Origin of the sequence: Streptomyces mauvecolor (assembly GCF_039532965.1) — a bacterium.
Lineage (GTDB): Bacteria > Actinomycetota > Actinomycetes > Streptomycetales > Streptomycetaceae > Streptomyces > Streptomyces violascens.
The window spans coordinates 107,750-124,504 of the sequence record NZ_BAAASQ010000019.1 but is presented as its reverse complement, the minus strand read 5'-3'; the positions used below and the strand labels follow the sequence as shown (position 1 = coordinate 124,504).

Genomic DNA, 16,755 nt, shown 5'->3' with positions numbered 1-16,755 from the left:
GGTTCCTCGGGTGGTGGGTTGGAAGGTGGATTGCCGGCTACGAGGATGTTGGATCACGCGGCGTCGAGCAGGGAGTCGAAGGCCGCGGGCAGGTGTCTCCAACCCGCAGGTCCGGCCGCGTACTCGGTGTCGGTGAGCAGGCAGGAGTCGAGGAGTTCCTCGATGCCGGTGCGGTCGAGGCCGGGGGACGTGAAGACGAGGTGCTGGCAGCGGTCGCCGTGTTCCGGGTGCCAGTCCAAGGCGGCGGCCGCTCGGCGCACGGGTGGGACCAACTCCCATGCGGCGTCGGGCAGGGAGGCGAGCCAGGGGCCCGCGCTTTCGACGCAGAGTGCGCCGCCTGCGGCGTCCCAGGCGAGGAGGGTGTCGGGGCGGTCGGCGAGCCAGAACCGACCTCTGCTGCGTGCGGCCGCGCAGCACAGATCCTCCAGCGCCTGGTAGAGGCGTTCGGGGTGGAAGGGCCGGGTGTGGTGCCAGACCAGGGTGGTCACTCCGGCTTCGTCGGCCTCCTGGGGCAGGAGTGCGCAGGCGGGATGCTGGGCTGCGGCGGCCGCTTCCACGTCGAATCCGGCGAAGGCCAGCCGCGCGAGTTCGCCGGACGACGTGTCGACGTGGCGGGCGGTGGGGTGCAGTTGGGTCAGCAGGGCGCGGTCCTGTTCGTCCACCTCCTCGCCGTCCACGAGGGCGAGCACGGGTGCGTATTCCAGTTGACGCGCCCAGGTGTCGCCGATGGTGCGCTGGTCGGTGGCGGCCGCGGCGAGTCCGGCTTCGGCGAGGTCGTCGCCGTTGGCGAGGTAGGGCAGGACCAGAGCCGGGTCGACCGCGGTGATCACGTTGGTGAGTCTCAGGTCGTCGCCGCTGTGGGCCGCGACCACCTCCGCCATCGCCTTGGGCTCGACCGAGTCCCACAGTTCGACGATCGCGAGCCGGGCGATGCCGTGGCCGGCCAGGCGCTCCAGTTCGGGGACGAGGTCCTCGCGCAGGGCACAGCAGGCGCAGTCGTTGAACAGCGGGGCTTCGCCCGACGACAACTCGCCCGAAGCGTCACGGACTTGGCGCCGCACCATTCCCTGGCCGGCGGTGGAGAGGTCGTGGTGCAGGGCGACGCTTCCCGGTACTGCCTTGAGCAGGCGGTCGACGACGTGCCGGCGGGCGTCGGTGTGCAGGCCGCCCACGATGACGACCGGCAGGCGGTCTTCCTCGCGCATCATCGGCCCTCGAATCGGGAGTAGCGGCGCTCGAAGCGCTCCACCCGGCCCGCAGTGTCGAGGACACGTGCCGTACCGGTGTAGAAGGGGTGGCTCGCGGAGGAGATCTCGACGTCGACGACGGGGTAGGTGTGGCCGTCCTCCCACTCGATGGTGTGGTCGCTGGAGAGCGTCGAGCGTGTGAGGAAGGCGAAGTTGCCGGCCTTGTCGCGGAAGACGACAGGACCGTACGCGGGGTGGATACCAGGCTTCATGGCGGGCCTCCTGGGGTGGTGGGTGTGATCCGGGTGCGTTGGCCGGGTCAGCGTTCTTCGCGGAAGTCGACGTGTCGCCCCGCGACCGGGTCGTACTTGCGCAGGACCAGGCGGTCCGGGTCGTTCCGGCGGTTCTTGCGGGTCACGTAGGTGAATCCGGTTCCCGCGGTGGAGCGGAGTTTGACGATCGGGCGTAGCTCGTTGCGTGCCATGGGGCTACTATATGGGAACGGTTTCCATTATCAATAAGGACTCCGCAAGAACTCGCCCAAGGAGAGGCAGGTCACTTCTGTGTCCGCTCACTGTCAACTGACCGGCGCCAAGCCCGGCTTCGGCAACCACATCTCCCACTCGCACCGGCGCACCTCCCGCCGCTTCGACCCGAACGTCCAGCGCAAGCGGTACTGGCTGCCCAGCGAGGGCCGCCATGTGCGCCTGACGCTGAGCGCCCGCGCCATCAAGACCATCGACGTCATCGGCGTGGAGGCGGCCGTCGCGCGCATCCGCGCCCGGGGAGGGAAGGTCTGATGGCCAAGCGGAGCAAGATCGCGAAGAACGAGAAGCGCAAGGCCGTCGTGGAGCGGTATGCGGCCAGGCGGGCCGAGCTCAAGGAGCTCATTCGCCGCCCGTCCTCGACGGAGGAGCAACGCAGCGCCGCGATCGCCGAGCTGCGCAGGCAGCCGCGCGACGCCAGCGCCACCCGGGTGCGCAACCGTGACAGTGTCGACGGCCGGCCCCGGGGGCACCTGCGCAAGTTCGGGCTCTCCCGAGTCCGCCTACGGGAGCAGGCCCACGCGGGCCTCCTGCCGGGCGTCACCAAGTCCTCCTGGTAAGGACCTTTGTCCGTCATGCGAGACGGAGGGGGCGTGGGGCGCGGCTGTGGTGGCCGGTCGCGCCCCCGCTCGCGGCGCTACCGGCAGATGCGGACGCAGTCCCGGCGTGCACATGGGCGCGGACGGGGCGAGGTCGGCAATGGAAGAGCCTGTCGGCGATATCGGGCCACCGCGTTGTCCCATTGCGCCCAATGATGTTCTGCAGCAGCCGAAGGGCTGTTCAGTGGCGGTCCGTCAGGAATACGGAGCGCAGCTTGAGGCGGTCCGTGGCAGGGTGCCCGTGGGGCCTCAGGGTCCAGGAGTCGCCGGTGCAGTTCGGCTCGGTGAACACCATCACCCAGGTGTCGGTGTTGTTGTGCGGGGCGAACGCGGGCTCGGTAGAGCCCGGGTCGGCGACCTCCGGCAGGGTGATGCAGCCGGGGCTGACCGGGTCGTGGAGTGTGACCGACTGGGGCGAGCCGTCCAGGCCGGCGAACCTGTAGGAGAAGTCGCCGGTCGCGGCGCTGGCCGACGTCGGTACGGTCACCAGGAGGGCGAGGGCGCCGAAGGCGGCAGCGACGGCGGTACGAAGACGCATGACACAAGCTCCTTTGCACAGGTCGGGGTTGCCGGTCGAGCCTGCCCCGGCGACCTGTGGCAAAGGCGGATTCCGGCGAGTGTCACCCCAACGGGACGCGCAGGAACGATCTTCTTTGGCCCATGTGAGGGATGGGGGTGCGATCGCTCCCATAGTGCACGGACTGCCGACGGCTGGTACGAGGCACTCAACTCCGCGACAGGGCATGGCGATTGAACACCGCGTGCTTGGGGCGCAACACAGGACGCCGCGGCGAAGACCCCCGGCACCTGCCGCGACACGGAGACCGCAACGTGAGTGCTGGTTGTCCTTCAGGCGCCGAGCGAGAGTTCGCGCTGCTCCTGCTCCTGGCGGTCTTGAGGGGGGTCTGGAACGACGGCAGGGCCCCGTTCCATGTCGGGGCCCTGCCGTTCGTGCGCCTACCGGGGGGCAAGGACTGGACCGGGGCAGATTCCGTTTGGCTGCCCGACGCGGCACCGGGGCGGGCGCTCTTGGGAGCGCTATGCGTATTTGCCCATCACGGTGCTCGCCGACCTGTGCATCGGCGGTCCACTGGCCCGCCCCTCCTGGCCCGCCTCTCCTGACGCGCCATCCGTTCGGGCGCGTGTCGTTGAGGCGCGGCCCCGCGGCGCTCGTCCAGGCAGTGTGAGGGTCGGCCCGTTCCGGTGAAGGGAGGTCAGTCCTGGTCGATCATGGTGGATCCGCTGGGGCCATTGCCGAGTCCGCTGGGGCCGTTGCCCATGGACTGACCTGCGCCATCGAGGTTGAGCTGCATGGTGCCGTCAAGGGATGACGACGAGGGGGGCATGGCGTCGTCGGCGGTGGCCATGCCGGCGCCGCCGAGGACGGCGGTAGTTGTGAGGGCGGCTGCGATGAGGATGGATCGGATGCGCATGTGTTCTCTCCTGATTGGTCAGGGACGCCGTGTGTCAACGTCCAACTGAAGGCATGCGCGGAAGGGCGAGGTGTTACGCCGGTTCCGGAAGAACTGCACCCGACCAGGTCAGCCCGGCGGAACCCGCGCGCCGGCCCGGCCGAGGATCGCCACCTGCATCACCGGGTTCTACCAACACCCATCGGCTGCCCGGCCTGGGGCGAGTACCGGGGCCCGCCACGATCGGCTACGAACACGACCACCGGGGCGATTCCGAACCTGGGCTGTCTCCGGTTGGAGGTGACTGACAGAGGCGGACATGCGCTCAGCGCGGCAGCCAGGCCCCCGGCGACCTGGCGATCCGCCCGACCGGCGACCCGGCGCGGCTGTCGTCAGTCGTGGATCGTGACGCCGCGCCGGGCCAGATAGCTGACGGGGTTGACGTCCGAGCCGTATCCGCGCCGGGCCCGGATCTCCAGGTGCAGATGCGGGCCGGTGGTGCGCCCGGTGCTGCCGCTGTCCCCGATGTGGGCCCCCGTGGGGATGGGGGCGCCCTTGTGCGTGTGGATGCGGTGCAGATGGGCGTAGACCGCGTAGTGCCCGTCGGGCATGCGGACGGTCACCGCGTTGCCGTACGCCCCCGACCGGGCTGCGAGGACCACGGTGCCGCCGCCCACCGCGTACACCGGCGTCCCGCGCGGCACCGCGAGGTCGACGCCCGTATGGTGCCCGCCGGCCCAGTTGCCCCGGACTCCGTAGCGCTCGGTGACCCGGTAGCTGCGTCGCAGCGGCAGCACGCCCTTGGTGGGCGGACCGAACCGGGGCGTATCGTCCGGCAGCTCGGCTTCCGCCAGGGCGAGCGCCTCCTCGAACTCGGCGTCGTACTCGATCAAGCAGGCGTCATCGGGGGGCGCGGTGTCCTCCGGCGCCGCCATCCCCACGGTGAAGGTGCCGCCCAGCAGCGCCATGGCCATACCCAGAGCGTCACGTCGTGTGGTGCCCGCTTCACGCGGGCGTTCTATGTGGTAGCCCATGCCCGTCAGGACATCGCCAGTGGGCCTCACTCGCAACGCTGGCTGGGCCGTACGAGTACGACGACACCCCGGGCCGGGGGCGCGGCGTGACGACAGACGCGTTGTCGTTCTTCGGTTGTGGGCATGCCAGGCGTGGGCAGAGGTCGTGGGCGCGCCGGACGGGTGCACCCGTCCGGCGCACGGACGGGAAGGAGTGCCGCGCCAAGGCGGTGTTCTGGCCTTGCCGTCCCTGCCGGGGCGCCCGGTCCTCAGTCTTGCTGGAGGCACCTGAGGGAGGAGGAGCGCCAGGAGCGCAACCGTGGCCGCTGATCCTGGACGGCTCCGGCCTCCATCGGCGCGCCCTGGAACAGGCGGGCGCCGGAATCGGCCCGCGACGGGCCAGGCAGATGCGTTCCTCGTTCGTGACCGTGGCTGTCCCTCTGCCGATGAGGGTTGGAGGCTTGCTGGCTGTCCTCAACGATGAGCAGTACGCCGCATTTGGGCACCGGCTCCCGCGGGTCCTGCAGCCGGCCTTACAGCCACCCTCGCCGTGCTGCCTGAACTCCTGCCTGAAATCTGCTCGTTGCTGCCAGCCGGCCCAACAGCACCGACATCCGCCGCCGCAGGCTCCGCTCACTGATGCGGAGTTGGCGCGCGATCGCCTCGTCCTTCAGACCCGCCGCCAGCATCGCCAGCAGCGCGTCATCCGGTGCCGGCGCCGGTGCCCCTGCCGACGCAGACGGCGCGCCATTGCCGATTCGTGCGCGGTCCATCGCTCCCAGCGGAGCGCCCCGTTCCCACAACTGCTCGAACAGGGCCACCAGCGCGTCCGTCAACGCCGAGTGGCGCACCAGTACCGCGCTGTCCATCATCCGATCGGTACGGGTGGACAGGGGCAGCAGCGCCCGCCGCCGGTCCGCGATCACCAGCTTCACCGGCACGCTCGGCAGCACTCGTATGTGCTCGCCGAGCTCCGACAGCCGCTGAGCCTGGCGCCAGCCGCCATCCGCGGCCAGAACCTCCGTGGCGTGTACGGCCCTGCACTCGACGCCACGCTCCAGGAGGCGCTGCATGGGGGCCAGGCTGTCATCGGCCGGGTCCAGGAAGGGTGGGCCGACCAGAGTCAGGAGCTCCTTCTCCGTGCCGGCCAGCAGATCCTGTACTCGGGCATACTGCGCTGTGCCGCCCCGTACCACCTCGGTCAAACGCCCCGGGTCGTCCCGAAGTTGGGCTTCACGGTACTCGGCGGACAGCTCGTCCACCGACTGCCGCATGCGGTCCAATTCCGTGCGGCGGCGCCGCAGCAGCGCGCCCAGGGCCACCTGCGGATCCGCCGACACCCACACGCCGGCGTCGGCCCCAGCCGCATCGTCGCGGGCACCGGTGTCGACAGCCGTGACCAGGCCGAACCCGGCCAAGCCCCGCAGCGCGGTTCGCACCTCGGTCTCCGCAAGGCCTGTTTCCGCCGCGCACTCCCGAGCCGTGCCTCTGCCGAGCCGCACCAGCGCCCGGTACACCCGCTCCTCGGCCTGACCCAGCCCCACCGCTTCCCACACTCTCGCAGGTTATCCGGCCGCCGCCGGTCCCGACAGAATCCGGCGGCGGCCTGGACAACCGTCAGCCGCAGCGCGTCCGTGCGGAGTGGGTCAACCGGTCGTCAGGGCCAGTGAGGTGGCCTGGGGCAGCCCGTCGGCGTCCAGGGTCGCGGTGGTCCGGCCGGCCCGCAGGTCGATCGAGGTGATGCCGCCCTTGTTCTCCTGCGCCTGGAACAACTGCTTGCCACTCGGCGCCAGAGCCAGCGTGCCGAAAGAGTCCGGCACGGCGATCCGCCGGACCTTCAGAGTGCGGGTGTCCACCACCGAGACACTGCTCTTCGCGGTATTGGCCACCAACAGGCTCTTGCCGTCCCTCGACAACTGCGCCTTGAACGGCTGCCCACCGACCTGTGCCTGGCGGGGCTTCGCCGCCGGATCGTCCACCTGGTACACCGAGACGGTGCCGCCGTAGTAGTCGGTGGCGTACAGCGTCTTGCCGTCGCGGCTGAGCAACACCTCGCGAGGGGCCTTGCCGCCGGTGTATGAGGCCGTGACCTGGTAGTTCGACAGGTCCATCCGGTCGATCCGGTTCCTGGAGTAGATGCCCAGGTACGCAGTCCTTCCGTCAGGACTGATCGCCACGCCCTGCGCGGGTGCACCGAGGCCGACCGTCCTGACGACCTTGCCGGCCGTGAGGTCCACCACCGACAGGGACTGCGCGACCATGCTGGTCACGTACGCCGTCCTTCCGTCGGGGGAGAGCGTTATGGCGTCGGCGTCCACGCCCAGCGGGATCTCGTTGAGCAGCCGGTGCCCGACCAGGTCCGCCACGGACAGCGTGCCGCTGTGGTGGTTCGCGAGGTAGGCGGTGTGCTGGTCCTTCGACAGGGCGATCGCCCAGGTCTCGGCCAACTTGCCGATGCCGAAGCGTGCGAGCTCTTTGCCGGTGGTGGGGTCGATGCCGACCAACTCGGTGTTGTCGTCCTTGCCGACGGTGCTCGGCGTGGTCCACAGCGTCTCGTGGCCGGAGCCGTGCCGGCCATGCTGGACGTTGCCCGGCCCGGCTGTGGCCTGCGCGCTCATCGGCGCCGCACAGACCAGCGCTGCCGCGAGCGCGGCGGCGGCAGCGAGGGTGCTCCGACGTGAACCTCTCATGGGGTCCTCCAGTGGTGGGGGTGCGAGTCTGCACCGCACGCTAGACAGCGTGCTGACGCACTGTCGACGGCTGCGCACCACCGACCTGGCCGCAACCGGTCTCCGGCCGAACCCGGCCATGAGGAGCCCGTGGAGGGTGAAGTCCCGGCTTCGAGCACGGGATGCGCCGGCCGAGGAGCGGAGCCGCGCGGCAGCCCTAGGCATGCACCCCGGCGGCCCGAAGAAGGCGGATCGCCGCGACTCGCTGGTGGCGCGGACGGTCTTCGGCCAGGAGCGCTCGCAGCTGCTCTCGCGGTACGTCGCAGGCCCGAGGCAGCAGGGCCTTGGTCGACTGCCGGACCACATCCGCCGACGGGTCGTTCAGGAGCGGTCGTACGTCGGCGACGCTCACCGCCTCCAGCGCCCGCAGCCCGGCCACCGCGCAGGCGCGCACCCCGGGAGCCGGGTGCGCAAGGAGCGCCCGGACCAGGTCCGTGTCCTCGCACGCTCCGCATTCGCCGAGGCCCGCCGCGGCGGCGGGCCGGGCCGTGGGGTCGGTGCACATCGCACGGTACAGCGGTGCCGGGTCGGTACCGCCCTGCCGCAGCACCCATCGGGCGCACGCCCGCACCAGGGCGGACCGGTCTGTGAGGTACGGCTCCGCGTCGGCGTGCCGCCTGGCCCGGTGCAGCGCGGTCACCCCCGCCGACCTGACCCGGGGCCGGCGGGAGCCGAGGAGCGGCGCCAGGATCTCGGCGAACCCGTCGAAGATGCCCTCACCTGTGCCCTCGCCAAGTGTGGCGACGGCCGCGTTGGCACACAGGTCCTGCACCACGACGTCGGGGTGGCGGGCGGCGGTGCGTGCGAGCCGCGCACCGGGGAGCAGCCGCCGCTCGACGGACACGCGGTGCGCGAGGCGGGCTGTGGCCCGGTCGCCGCTGTTGAGCAGCGCCTCGGCTTGCGAGGCCGGGCCCGTGCGCAGCACCCCGGTCAACAGGTCCTGGGCGAAACCGCCCCGGGACCTGCGGCCGACCCGCAGGATCAGTGCTGCGTGCGCGGCAAGCTGGTGCGGGGGCGCCTCGGCCAGGAGCGCGCGGGCCCCTGCGCGTACCGGACCCGCCCAGTCCGCGCAGCGGATGACGACCAGCGCAAACAACGCGGGCCGCTCGCCGGAGCGGCCGAGCGCAGCCGCGCGGATGTGGCCGTCGGGATGGCAGAGGGCCAGGGCGAGTTCGGCGTCACCGGGCTGCCGCGGCCAGGTGACGGTGGGCAGCGGCGCATTCCGTTTCCAGCTCAGCAGCCGCCCGGACGGCGAGGCCTTGGAGTGGAGCAACTCCGGCCGGGCCCAGGCCAGTTCACGCACCCCGAAGTCGAGGCCGATCCAGGATTCCGGGTCCGTCACATCGAGCGCCTGGTCCAGGGCAACCCCGGCAGCCAGCCTCCTGGCGGCATCGTACGACTGGTTATCGCTGGTCGGCAGGGGGGAAGCCTAATCAGCCACGTGCTGCCGCGATCCGGTGCCCCACGGCGTGGACCGTCTCGTGGATCTGAGGTCTGGCCCGGGGAAACGGATGAGGTTCTCGCCGACGCCGGTGTGGCCACGTAGGTCACGCGGGCTGTGCTGCTACGGGCGAGGACTGGACGTTCGGGCATCGTCCAGGGCCGTGGCTGCGGTCCTGGATGCTGGACGGTGCGCCGATCGCTGAGGATGCCCTGCCGTCACGGCAGGGCATACATGCATGGCGCCGAGGCCGCGCATGGGCAGACAGGGCGCTCGGTGAACGACCGCCCACGCCCGGCTGCGGGGGGTGGGCATCAGGTGGTCAGATGTCCTCGATGCGCTCGCGGTTGAGGAGATAGGCGGGCAGATGGGCCTGCTGCCGGTCGAACGGGATGTCCCAGTCGAAGGCGAGGCACGCCATCGCGAGCGGGCCGAGTGCTACGTGGGCGCGTGGCGCGGTGGATTCGCCCCAGAAATCCGCGTGGTCCTTCAGCGCTTGGGTGAGAGTGGTGGCGAACCCGGCCTGGTCGCCGGTGATGAGGCGGTGGAAGAGAGCGAACGGCTGGTAGTCGATCTGGTTGATGAAGTCCTTTGGCGCGTGGGTCACGGCGTCCGGCATGGACGTCTTCATGGTGGCGGTCAGTGCCTGCACCGAGTTGTCCATGGGGCCGTTCGAGAGGTAGGTCCGCAGGGTGTCGATCCAGTGCAGGACGTACTCGTCGACCGAGTCGTCCTCGCGCAGCCGCTCCAGCGGCACCTCGCACAGCCGGCGGATCCGGTCCATCTTCCGGCACACGACCGCCAGGTAGAGGGCATCCAGCCAGCCCCGGGCTTCCGCCGGCGGTTCGGCACGCAGGGCGGGGAGGGAGGCGACGAGGCCGTCGCCCAGGTGGCACTCCTGCGGCTCGGCACCGGTGAACCGCGCACAGCCGAGCTGCAGTGCGGTGGCCCAGGCGTACCAGGTGCCGACGTGCGCGGCTTGGGGATCGTCGGCGCAACGGGCGTGGGCCAGGGCGACGGCCGCGCCGAACGCCTCACCGAGCCGGGTCTCGTCCTGTGCCAGCCCGTCGATCAACTCCGCTGTGAAGCGCGCGAGTTCGGCATCCTGCGGTGCCTGGGACGCCATGCGGGTAGGCAGGCGCCCGGAGTGGTCGAGGCGCGTCAGACCCTTCACCAGGGCGAGCAGCTGCGGCGGCAGGTCGAAGGAGAAAGTGCGGGTGTCGGGGTCGATGACCGTGAGCGACGTGAGCCGGCCGCGGTGCCACCAATAGACCCGCGGGGACAGCGCGGCCCTGCCACTGTCCTCGTACGCGCCCAGCGCGTATGTGGCCAGCCTGTTGAGGCCGTCGACCACGGAGCCGTCGGCGATCGGGTAGTAGACGAAATTGTGCCGGCTGGGCACCACGACGAGGGCGCCGTCGTCCGGGAGCGGCTCGCCGCCGGCCTGCCGGACCGCTTCGGACAGGTACAGGGCCTGACTCGCCACGAAATGCGAGTCGCCGTAGACGGTGTGCAGCCGGACCCCGTCTTCGAACGGCACTTCGTCGTGCTCGACGGGAACCCGCATGAGGTTCGCGTACGCCGCCGCGCCCAGTGCCTCGATACCCACCCGCTCCACATCCCGGTCCGTCAGGATGCGTACGCTGGTCGGCCGGTCCAGGGCGTACGCGAAGACGAGGCTCTCGGCCACCACCCGCGCGTACCGCAGGGCTCCGGCTATCTCCGGGTTGAGCGAATCGAGCGCCAACAGCCGGACGTGCGCGCCCCGCAGCAACTCCTCGACGCTCTCGTCACCCTCGTCGGAGGGGTGTGGGCCGGACTCGTGTACGTGCTGGGATGTCATCCCGGCAACTCTACGAGGTACGCGCACGGAGATGGGGTGCCAGGCCACCCCGTCAGGGCGACGCCGCCGGCCGGGCGTGTTCGGCCGAGGGCAGGCGTTCGGGGTACGTATGCGACCCCCCTCCGTCGCATCAAGCGACAGTTCCCCTGCCTCGCCGTGGTCGCAGGGACGCACCCTCGCGGCTCTCATGGAACTGGTCGAGGCCCGCGACGGCATCTGGAACGACAACAGACTTCTGCGTCTGCTGGCGGAGCATCCCCATGCGGACCGGTCCCGCCCCGATGGTTTCCGGCCAGTAACATGACTGCTCTCAGCCGATCGGCGGGATCATCCGAGGAGGGGGAGCAGCGCCATGGCCGTACTCAAGAGGGCTGGACTCGACGGGAGGGCCGCCTTTCGGTGCCTGCTGTTCCTGGTCGGCGCAGCAGGGCTCACTGGCGAGGCGTACAGCAGTATCGCCGATCCGGGCCCTGCCGACTTCTGGATCTACTTCACGTTCCAGTCCAACCTGATCCTGGCGATCTGCTTCGGCGCCCTCGCCTGGAGCGGCCTGCGCGGCGGCCGCGCGCCGTCGCCTGTCGTCAAGGGTGCGGCCACGCTCTACGCACTGATCACCGGGCTGGTCTTCAACCTCCTGCTGGCCAACCCGGCCAGCCCCTTCTACACCGTGCAGAAGGAGTCCCACTACCAGTGGGACAGCGTGCTGCTCCATGTGCTCGCGCCGCTGATGGCGCTCGCCGACTGGCTGCTGTTCGGCCCGCGCGGACAGCTGCGCGGACGGCACGCCCTCTACTGGCTCGGCTACCCGCTGGGCTATCTCGGGTTCGCGCTGATCCGCGGTGCGATGGTGGGCGGCGACACCCGCTACCCGTATCCCTTCCTGGACCTCACCCAGCACAGCGGACTCATGGTGACCGTCAACTGCGTGTGCCTGGCCGTCTTCTTCTATCTCCTCGGGCTGGGACTGGCGGCGGCCGACCGGCTGGTCGGCCGCCGCGAGGAGCGCCGGGCGGGCGAGCCGGACGAGGCGCGGGCCGTGTTGGAACCCGTTTCGGCGGATCCCGGCTGAGCCGAGCATCCGGGCGGCCGAGGCAGCCGCCCGTGGGACGCACATGTCAGGCCCGGATCCAGTATCGGAGTCCGGGCCTTCGTGTTTGTTGTAGACGGACATGGAGGGCCCAGGGGCACTGCGGATCCCGGAGGCGCGACGGGCCCCCAGGGAAACCTCAGTCGACCGGGCCCTGCATGTGCTCGCTGATCCACTGGATCATGCCGCCGGTATCCATGTTCGGGAGGTATGTCGCGCCGTTGTGCTGGCCCCCCTTGATGACATGGAGTTTGGTCTTGACCGGGCCCTTGCCGTACTGGGATATGAAGCTGTCGATCTGCTTCTTGTCGTTCGCCTCGCCCTTGCCGTCGCCGATCTGGAAACCGAGATAGACATCCGGACCGCCGCGCTCGATGAGCTTCGGCGCGAGGACTCTTGGGTTGTTCGCCGCCTTTTCCTTGTCGTGCCCCTCCCACAGCAGGGAGTCCGGAACGATGTCGGGGCCATTGGCGATCACTGCCTTGAACTTGTCCGGCTTCTGCAGCACGGACTTCAGGCCGGCGAAGCCGCCTGTGGAGTTCCCCATGAAGCCCCAGCCGTCGCGAGCCTTGATCGTACGGAAGTTGGCTTTGATCAGGTCGGGGACGTCCTCGGTGAGCCAGGTTCCCATTTTGGGCTGACCGGGGATGTCGCTGCCGTCCCAGTACCGGCCGGGGTGCGGGGAGCCCTTCTTGTCGGTGTCCTCCGGATTGAGTACCGGCATGGCCAGGATGAATGGCAGGCTCTTGCCCTCCTTGACCCACTTGGCTATGGATGACTCCAGTTTTATGGTCCCGTTGTCAAATCCGAAGTAATTGTTCGGGAACCCCGATCCTCCGGGCAGGGCGATCAGTACAGGAAATCCGCTGTTCCTGTATTTCGGATCGTCGAAGTACTCCTTGGGTGCCCACACCCAAACCTTGCCCGTGAACCCCGACTTCTGTCCCTTGAGGGTGGTGACACTGATCTTGCTGCCGTCATCGGCATGCCCGGAGATCTCGAAGGACGCCTCGGGGCCCGTCGCCATCTGCGCCTTGGAGTCGGCGGCCTGGGCGCCGTCGCCGCGACCGGACTTGGCGAAGGAGATGCTGTCGCCCTTGTCGGTGAACGGCGGTATCTCGTAGTACTCCATGACCTGCCAAGCAGCCACCCCGAGGCAGGCTGTGCCGACGACGCCGATCACCCAGCCCTTGGTGCGGGAACGCCTGCGGCGGGCCGGTCGTGAGCCGCTCTGGGGCGGCTGGGTGAGCGTCGGAGGGTGCGTCATCGGGAGCCTGTTCCTCGTCTTGTACCGCCCCTCGTCGCCGTGGGGCAGGAATGCTGGTCGCGCATCACAAGACGACAAGGAGAGAGGGACGGTTGCATTGTGTGACACTTCGCCCATCTCATCCGAGGCCGATGTCGCTCGGCGCCCCCCGTAGGGGTAGTTCCCCTCGTGCTGTCCCGCGGCCGGGCCGCACGCGGAATCCGCGCGGCGGTGGACAGCGCACCTCTCTGTCGTCCGGCCGGAGGACGGCGGTGATGGCCGCGGCGATGCCGAGTGTGCCGATGAAGGAGATGTTGGAGACGGCCAGGCCGGCCAGCGCGATGATGACGGCACGGCCGTTGGTGGCCACTGCCTGGCCGCCGCCGACTTACTTCTCGGCGGCCAGGAGCACCAGGGTGCCGCATGCGACGGTGTATCCGAGGAGTCCGATCCAGGCGCCGCGGTAGCTGAGGCGTTCCGCCCGGGCGGGGGAGCCTCCCCCGATCGTCCAGCGCCAGGAGAGCACGGTGGCGACCACTGCCGCGAGGAGGAAGGTCAGGGTCGTCAGGTGGAGGCAGTCGATGAGTGTCAGGCCGTCGGTGCTGGTGATCACCGTATTCGCCTGTTGCATGGTGAGCACCGCCACGAAGAGTGCTCCGCCGAGAACGGCGAGTCGGTTGTACAGGGCGTCCAGCCGCTCGGCGGGGCCCAGTTCCTCATGGCGGAAGGACAGCAGGAACGTGGAGGTGGCGACGAGCACGGCGAGGTAGATCCGGGGCGGTGAGGAGCACCTCGATCCGGTGGTGGTCGAAGGGGGAGTCGCGTACGTCCCAGTCCTGCCGGAAGGCGCTCTGCAGCCGTACCTGGTCCAGGACCTGGCCACCCTGCGCGATCACATGAGGGTCCGTCGTGTGGGGCTCGTCGGCGTTGGAGTAGGACACGTGCGGCAGGGGGTCGACACTTCGGTCCGGGCACAGGGTCCACAGCCACAGCCGGGCGGAGAACCGGTCCTTGGCGGGATCGATGTCGTAGAGGTCGCTGAGGTGGGTGCCCAGTTCGCACTGCGCGACGATGGCGCGGGCGGCCGGAGCCGCAGCAGCGGGAGAAACGCTCAGCAGCCAGATGGTCAGCGCGCAGAGAAGCGCGAACAGAACGGCGGCAGGGGTGGGAATCGGAGTGAGGGAACGCGGTCGCTGGAGAGGTTCCGCAGCCCTGGAACACCATCGTCGCCCGTTGCCGCAGGACCGGACAAGGCCGGCCGACCACGTACGTCGGTGTGGGTGATGCCATGCAGCGCTGTTCGCTCCCGACGTTCGAGGAATCCAGCCTCCGGCTCAGGGAGTACGGCAGCGTCCGCCGCGCGTGAAGGCGGTGGTGGTCGGGCCTGCCGTGCAGCCCCGGCATGGGCGGAGGGCCGTGTCTGCTCCCGGCCGTGGGTGTTGCGGGTTCCGCCTTCGTAATGCCCCTGGTTCTGCGGGAAGTTGGAGGATGGGAGGGCTTTCCCGGCATACGCTGAACGCGCACGTGGGCTCGTTCGGCCAGCTGCAGAAGGGCGGCGACAGACTTGCTGCGGTGCGAAGGACGGCTGTATCGATCACGGCAAGGAACGGCAGGCCGACCGGGCGCGGTGGGCGTATGACCGGCGAGCCTACGCCCGCGGTGCCGCCACAGCTGCGCGCGTGGCTCGGGCTCATCGCGGCCCTCGCCGCGGCGGTGGTCGTCGTGCTCGGGGTCCTGTACGCCGGCCACAGCGAGCCCGGCATGGTGGACAGGTGGGTCCAGCCGGCGGTGGACGATGTGCGGCCGCCGTGGCGGCAAGTCGCCCTGGCCATGGACTTCTTGGGGGAGCCCGCCGGAGCGGCGACGCTGGTCGTGGCCGCTGTGGCAGGCTGCCTGCTGCTTCGGTGTCCTCGCGCAGCGGCGCTCGTCATGGCCGGCGCCGGCATCACCCTGGGAATGGCGGCGCTGCTCAAACACCTGGTGGGGCGCACCATCCACGGCGACGGCAACCTGTCCTACCCGAGCGGCCACACCGCTTTCGCCACCGCGCTCGCTCTCGTGGTGGCGCTGCTCGCGACCGGGCGGTTCGGCCTCGGCAGGACGGCCGGCAGATTGGTTGTGTTCGCCTCGGCACTGGTCGCCGGCGCCGCCATGGGCTGGGCGCAGGTCGCCCTGGGCGCGCACTACCCGACCGACGTCCTCGGCGGCTGGTGCACCGCGCTGGTGGTGATTCCGGCGACCGCCTGGCTGATCGACCGGGCGGCCGACCGGCTGGGCGATCGGACGGCCGACGCCGGTCGGCGGGAACGTCGATGACGTCGCGTCACACCCGGCGGCGGAACACGGGCTTCACCGGCCGCCCGGCCAGCCAGGGGGTGGGGTCACCGGAGTCGAGTGCCTTCCGGTACACCGCACATGCCTGGCTCACCACGTCGATGGTGCGGTCGACGTCCGTGTCGCTGAGCGCGCTGCTGACCACGAACGACGGGGCCAGCACTCCGCCCGCGAGCAACCGGCGCAGGAACAGGGTGCGGTACTGCTGCGACGGCCGCAGGTCCTCGTCGAGGGTGGCGAAGACCAGGTTGCTGGCCCGGCCACGGACGACGATGTGGTCGGCGACGCCCGTGGCGGCCGCGGCCTCGCGGACGCCCGTGGCCAACCGCTCGCCGATCGCATGCAGTTGAGCGGTGATGCCCTCCTCGACATACGTGGTCTGCACGGCCATCGCGGCTGCCAGAGAGTGCGTTTCCGCGCCGTGCGTCGTGGACAGCAGGAACACCCGGTCGCCGGAGTGGCGCAGGCCGCCCCGCTCCATCAGCTCCCGGCGCCCCGCAAGCGCGGAGACGGCGAACCCGTTGCCCAGCGCCTTGCCGAACGTGGAGAGGTCCGGGACGACTCCGTACAGGCCCTGGGCGCCGGCCTCGGACCAGCGCAGGCCGCTGATCATCTCGTCGAAGATCAGCACGCAGCCATGCCGGTCGGCCAGTTCGCGCAGGCCGGACAGGTATCCCGGCGGAGGTTCGGTGAGGCCGGCGGGTTCGAGGATCAGGCAGGCGACCTCGTCCTGGTACCGGGTCAGGAGCTCCTCCGTCGCGGCCAGGTCCCCGTAGGGGAACGCCACCGTGAGCTCCGTGGTCGCCGCCGGAATGCCCGCCGACATCGGCGTCGTACCGATGAACCAGTCGTCGACGGAGAAGAACGGCTGATCGCCGCAGATGGCCACGCGCGGGCGCCCGGTGACGGCGCGTGCGAGGCGCACCGCGGCGGTGGTGACGTCGGAGCCGTTCTTCGCGAACTTCACCATCTCGGCGGTCGGCACCGTGGCCAGGAAGCGTTCCGCGGCGGCGAGTTCGACGATGGACGGACGGACGAAGTTGCTGCCGCGGTCCAGCTCCCGCCGCGCCGCCTCGATCACACGGGGGTGCGCGTGGCCGAGGCTGACCGACCGCAGCCCGGAGCCGTACTCGATGTAGCGGTTGTCGTCGACGTCCCACACGTGGGCGCCGCGGCCGTGGCTGATGACCGGAGCCAGGTTCTCGGGGTACTGGTCGTCTCCCTTGGCGTAGGTGTGCGCGCCGCCGGGGACCAGCGCGTGCAGCCGCTCGTTGGCCCGGCGCGACCGGGGCAGCGGGAACTCTTCGGTGTCCAAGCCG

The 16,755-nt window shown here is 70.2% G+C and carries 19 protein-coding genes; 4 read left to right on the top strand and 15 right to left on the bottom strand.

Translation table 11 applies throughout. From position 1 onward, the window contains the following. Window positions 1-53: 53 nt before the first annotated feature. The 3 genes from ABD346_RS25090 to rpmG are packed head-to-tail and all read right to left on the bottom strand — an operon-like array spanning window position 54 to window position 1,671. Complete coding sequence (locus ABD346_RS25090) at window positions 54-1,205, bottom strand: CobW family GTP-binding protein (RefSeq protein ID WP_344377874.1); 1,152 nt, start codon at window positions 1,203-1,205, stop codon at window positions 54-56. Further along, window positions 1,205-1,459, bottom strand: coding sequence for a type B 50S ribosomal protein L31 (locus ABD346_RS25085; RefSeq protein WP_344377872.1), 255 nt, complete (start codon window positions 1,457-1,459; stop codon window positions 1,205-1,207). The genes ABD346_RS25090 and ABD346_RS25085 overlap by 1 nt, the downstream gene beginning before the upstream one ends. 47 nt (window positions 1,460-1,506) lie before the next feature. After that, a complete protein-coding gene (rpmG, locus tag ABD346_RS25080) occupies window positions 1,507-1,671 on the bottom strand; it encodes a 50S ribosomal protein L33 (protein WP_226599269.1) in 165 nt (54 codons plus the stop codon). Between the two features lie 79 nt (window positions 1,672-1,750). On the opposite strand from rpmG, the gene rpmB reads away from it, so the two are divergent. Both rpmB and rpsN read left to right on the top strand, forming a co-directional pair. Beyond that, window positions 1,751-1,987 (top strand): 50S ribosomal protein L28, encoded by a 237-nt coding sequence (gene rpmB, locus ABD346_RS25075; RefSeq protein ID WP_344377871.1) that lies wholly within the window; start codon window positions 1,751-1,753, stop codon window positions 1,985-1,987. Then, complete coding sequence (gene rpsN, locus ABD346_RS25070) at window positions 1,987-2,292, top strand: 30S ribosomal protein S14 (protein WP_226599267.1); 306 nt, start codon at window positions 1,987-1,989, stop codon at window positions 2,290-2,292. The genes rpmB and rpsN overlap by 1 nt, the downstream gene beginning before the upstream one ends. Before the next feature lie 220 nt (window positions 2,293-2,512). Here the strand turns inward: rpsN and ABD346_RS25065 are convergent, their stop codons facing one another. From ABD346_RS25065 to ABD346_RS25035, 7 genes are all read right to left on the bottom strand, one after another. Next, a complete protein-coding gene (locus tag ABD346_RS25065; RefSeq protein ID WP_344377868.1) occupies window positions 2,513-2,869 on the bottom strand; it encodes a hypothetical protein in 357 nt (118 codons plus the stop codon). 676 nt (window positions 2,870-3,545) lie between these two features. Beyond that, on the bottom strand, window positions 3,546-3,764 hold the full coding sequence (locus tag ABD346_RS25060) for a hypothetical protein (protein WP_344377866.1): 219 nt from the start codon (window positions 3,762-3,764) through the stop codon (window positions 3,546-3,548). A 371-nt stretch (window positions 3,765-4,135) separates the two neighbouring features. Continuing rightward, window positions 4,136-4,717 (bottom strand): M23 family metallopeptidase, encoded by a 582-nt coding sequence (locus ABD346_RS25055; protein WP_344377865.1) that lies wholly within the window; start codon window positions 4,715-4,717, stop codon window positions 4,136-4,138. Window positions 4,718-5,289: 572 nt separating this feature from the next. After that, window positions 5,290-6,312: a helix-turn-helix domain-containing protein gene (locus tag ABD346_RS25050; protein WP_344377863.1), complete on the bottom strand. Its 1,023-nt coding sequence runs from the start codon at window positions 6,310-6,312 to the stop codon at window positions 5,290-5,292. 90 nt (window positions 6,313-6,402) lie between these two features. Continuing rightward, window positions 6,403-7,446 (bottom strand): YVTN family beta-propeller repeat protein, encoded by a 1,044-nt coding sequence (locus tag ABD346_RS25045; protein ID WP_344377861.1) that lies wholly within the window; start codon window positions 7,444-7,446, stop codon window positions 6,403-6,405. Between the two features lie 196 nt (window positions 7,447-7,642). After that, window positions 7,643-8,827: a hypothetical protein gene (locus ABD346_RS25040; protein ID WP_344377859.1), complete on the bottom strand. Its 1,185-nt coding sequence runs from the start codon at window positions 8,825-8,827 to the stop codon at window positions 7,643-7,645. Between the two features lie 421 nt (window positions 8,828-9,248). Further along, a complete protein-coding gene (locus tag ABD346_RS25035; protein ID WP_344377858.1) occupies window positions 9,249-10,769 on the bottom strand; it encodes an immunity 49 family protein in 1,521 nt (506 codons plus the stop codon). Window positions 10,770-11,121: 352 nt separating this feature from the next. On the opposite strand from ABD346_RS25035, the gene ABD346_RS25030 reads away from it, so the two are divergent. Next, window positions 11,122-11,838: a Pr6Pr family membrane protein gene (locus ABD346_RS25030; protein WP_344377856.1), complete on the top strand. Its 717-nt coding sequence runs from the start codon at window positions 11,122-11,124 to the stop codon at window positions 11,836-11,838. Between the two features lie 157 nt (window positions 11,839-11,995). Here the strand turns inward: ABD346_RS25030 and ABD346_RS25025 are convergent, their stop codons facing one another. The 4 genes from ABD346_RS25025 to ABD346_RS25010 all read right to left on the bottom strand — a co-directional run bounded on the left by ABD346_RS25025 (window position 11,996) and on the right by ABD346_RS25010 (window position 14,043). Beyond that, window positions 11,996-13,039: an alpha/beta hydrolase gene (locus ABD346_RS25025; protein WP_344377854.1), complete on the bottom strand. Its 1,044-nt coding sequence runs from the start codon at window positions 13,037-13,039 to the stop codon at window positions 11,996-11,998. A gap of 202 nt (window positions 13,040-13,241) precedes the next feature. Beyond that, complete coding sequence (locus tag ABD346_RS25020; protein WP_344377853.1) at window positions 13,242-13,472, bottom strand: hypothetical protein; 231 nt, start codon at window positions 13,470-13,472, stop codon at window positions 13,242-13,244. Window positions 13,473-13,490: 18 nt separating this feature from the next. Beyond that, window positions 13,491-13,862: a hypothetical protein gene (locus tag ABD346_RS25015; RefSeq protein ID WP_344377851.1), complete on the bottom strand. Its 372-nt coding sequence runs from the start codon at window positions 13,860-13,862 to the stop codon at window positions 13,491-13,493. Then, window positions 13,819-14,043, bottom strand: coding sequence for a hypothetical protein (locus tag ABD346_RS25010; protein WP_344377850.1), 225 nt, complete (start codon window positions 14,041-14,043; stop codon window positions 13,819-13,821). Before ABD346_RS25010 ends, ABD346_RS25015 begins: the two co-directional genes overlap by 44 nt. 694 nt (window positions 14,044-14,737) lie before the next feature. Here ABD346_RS25010 and ABD346_RS25005 point away from each other — a divergent pair. Next, window positions 14,738-15,418, top strand: a complete 681-nt coding sequence (locus tag ABD346_RS25005) for a phosphatase PAP2 family protein (protein WP_344377848.1) — start codon at window positions 14,738-14,740, stop codon at window positions 15,416-15,418. Between the two features lie 7 nt (window positions 15,419-15,425). On the opposite strand, the gene ABD346_RS25000 is transcribed toward ABD346_RS25005, so the two are convergent. Then, on the bottom strand, window positions 15,426-16,751 hold the full coding sequence (locus tag ABD346_RS25000) for a glutamate-1-semialdehyde 2,1-aminomutase (RefSeq protein WP_344377847.1): 1,326 nt from the start codon (window positions 16,749-16,751) through the stop codon (window positions 15,426-15,428). Window positions 16,752-16,755: the final 4 nt, after the last annotated feature.

Excerpts from the sequence above, each read along its gene's own strand:
- ABD346_RS25005 (WP_344377848.1), top strand. The coding sequence starts at position 14,738 with ATGACCGGCGAGCCTACGCCCGCGGTGCCGCCACAGCTGCGCGCGTGG.
- rpsN (WP_226599267.1), top strand. The coding sequence starts at position 1,987 with ATGGCCAAGCGGAGCAAGATCGCGAAGAACGAGAAGCGCAAGGCCGTC.
- ABD346_RS25055 (WP_344377865.1), bottom strand. The coding sequence starts at position 4,717 with ATGGCCATGGCGCTGCTGGGCGGCACCTTCACCGTGGGGATGGCGGCG.
- ABD346_RS25065 (WP_344377868.1), bottom strand. The coding sequence starts at position 2,869 with ATGCGTCTTCGTACCGCCGTCGCTGCCGCCTTCGGCGCCCTCGCCCTC.
- ABD346_RS25060 (WP_344377866.1), bottom strand. The coding sequence starts at position 3,764 with ATGCGCATCCGATCCATCCTCATCGCAGCCGCCCTCACAACTACCGCC.
- ABD346_RS25045 (WP_344377861.1), bottom strand. The coding sequence starts at position 7,446 with ATGAGAGGTTCACGTCGGAGCACCCTCGCTGCCGCCGCCGCGCTCGCG.
- ABD346_RS25035 (WP_344377858.1), bottom strand. The coding sequence starts at position 10,769 with ATGACATCCCAGCACGTACACGAGTCCGGCCCACACCCCTCCGACGAG.
- ABD346_RS25090 (WP_344377874.1), bottom strand. The coding sequence starts at position 1,205 with ATGCGCGAGGAAGACCGCCTGCCGGTCGTCATCGTGGGCGGCCTGCAC.
- rpmG (WP_226599269.1), bottom strand. The coding sequence starts at position 1,671 with ATGGCACGCAACGAGCTACGCCCGATCGTCAAACTCCGCTCCACCGCG.
- ABD346_RS25030 (WP_344377856.1), top strand. The coding sequence starts at position 11,122 with ATGGCCGTACTCAAGAGGGCTGGACTCGACGGGAGGGCCGCCTTTCGG.
- ABD346_RS25085 (WP_344377872.1), bottom strand. The coding sequence starts at position 1,459 with ATGAAGCCTGGTATCCACCCCGCGTACGGTCCTGTCGTCTTCCGCGAC.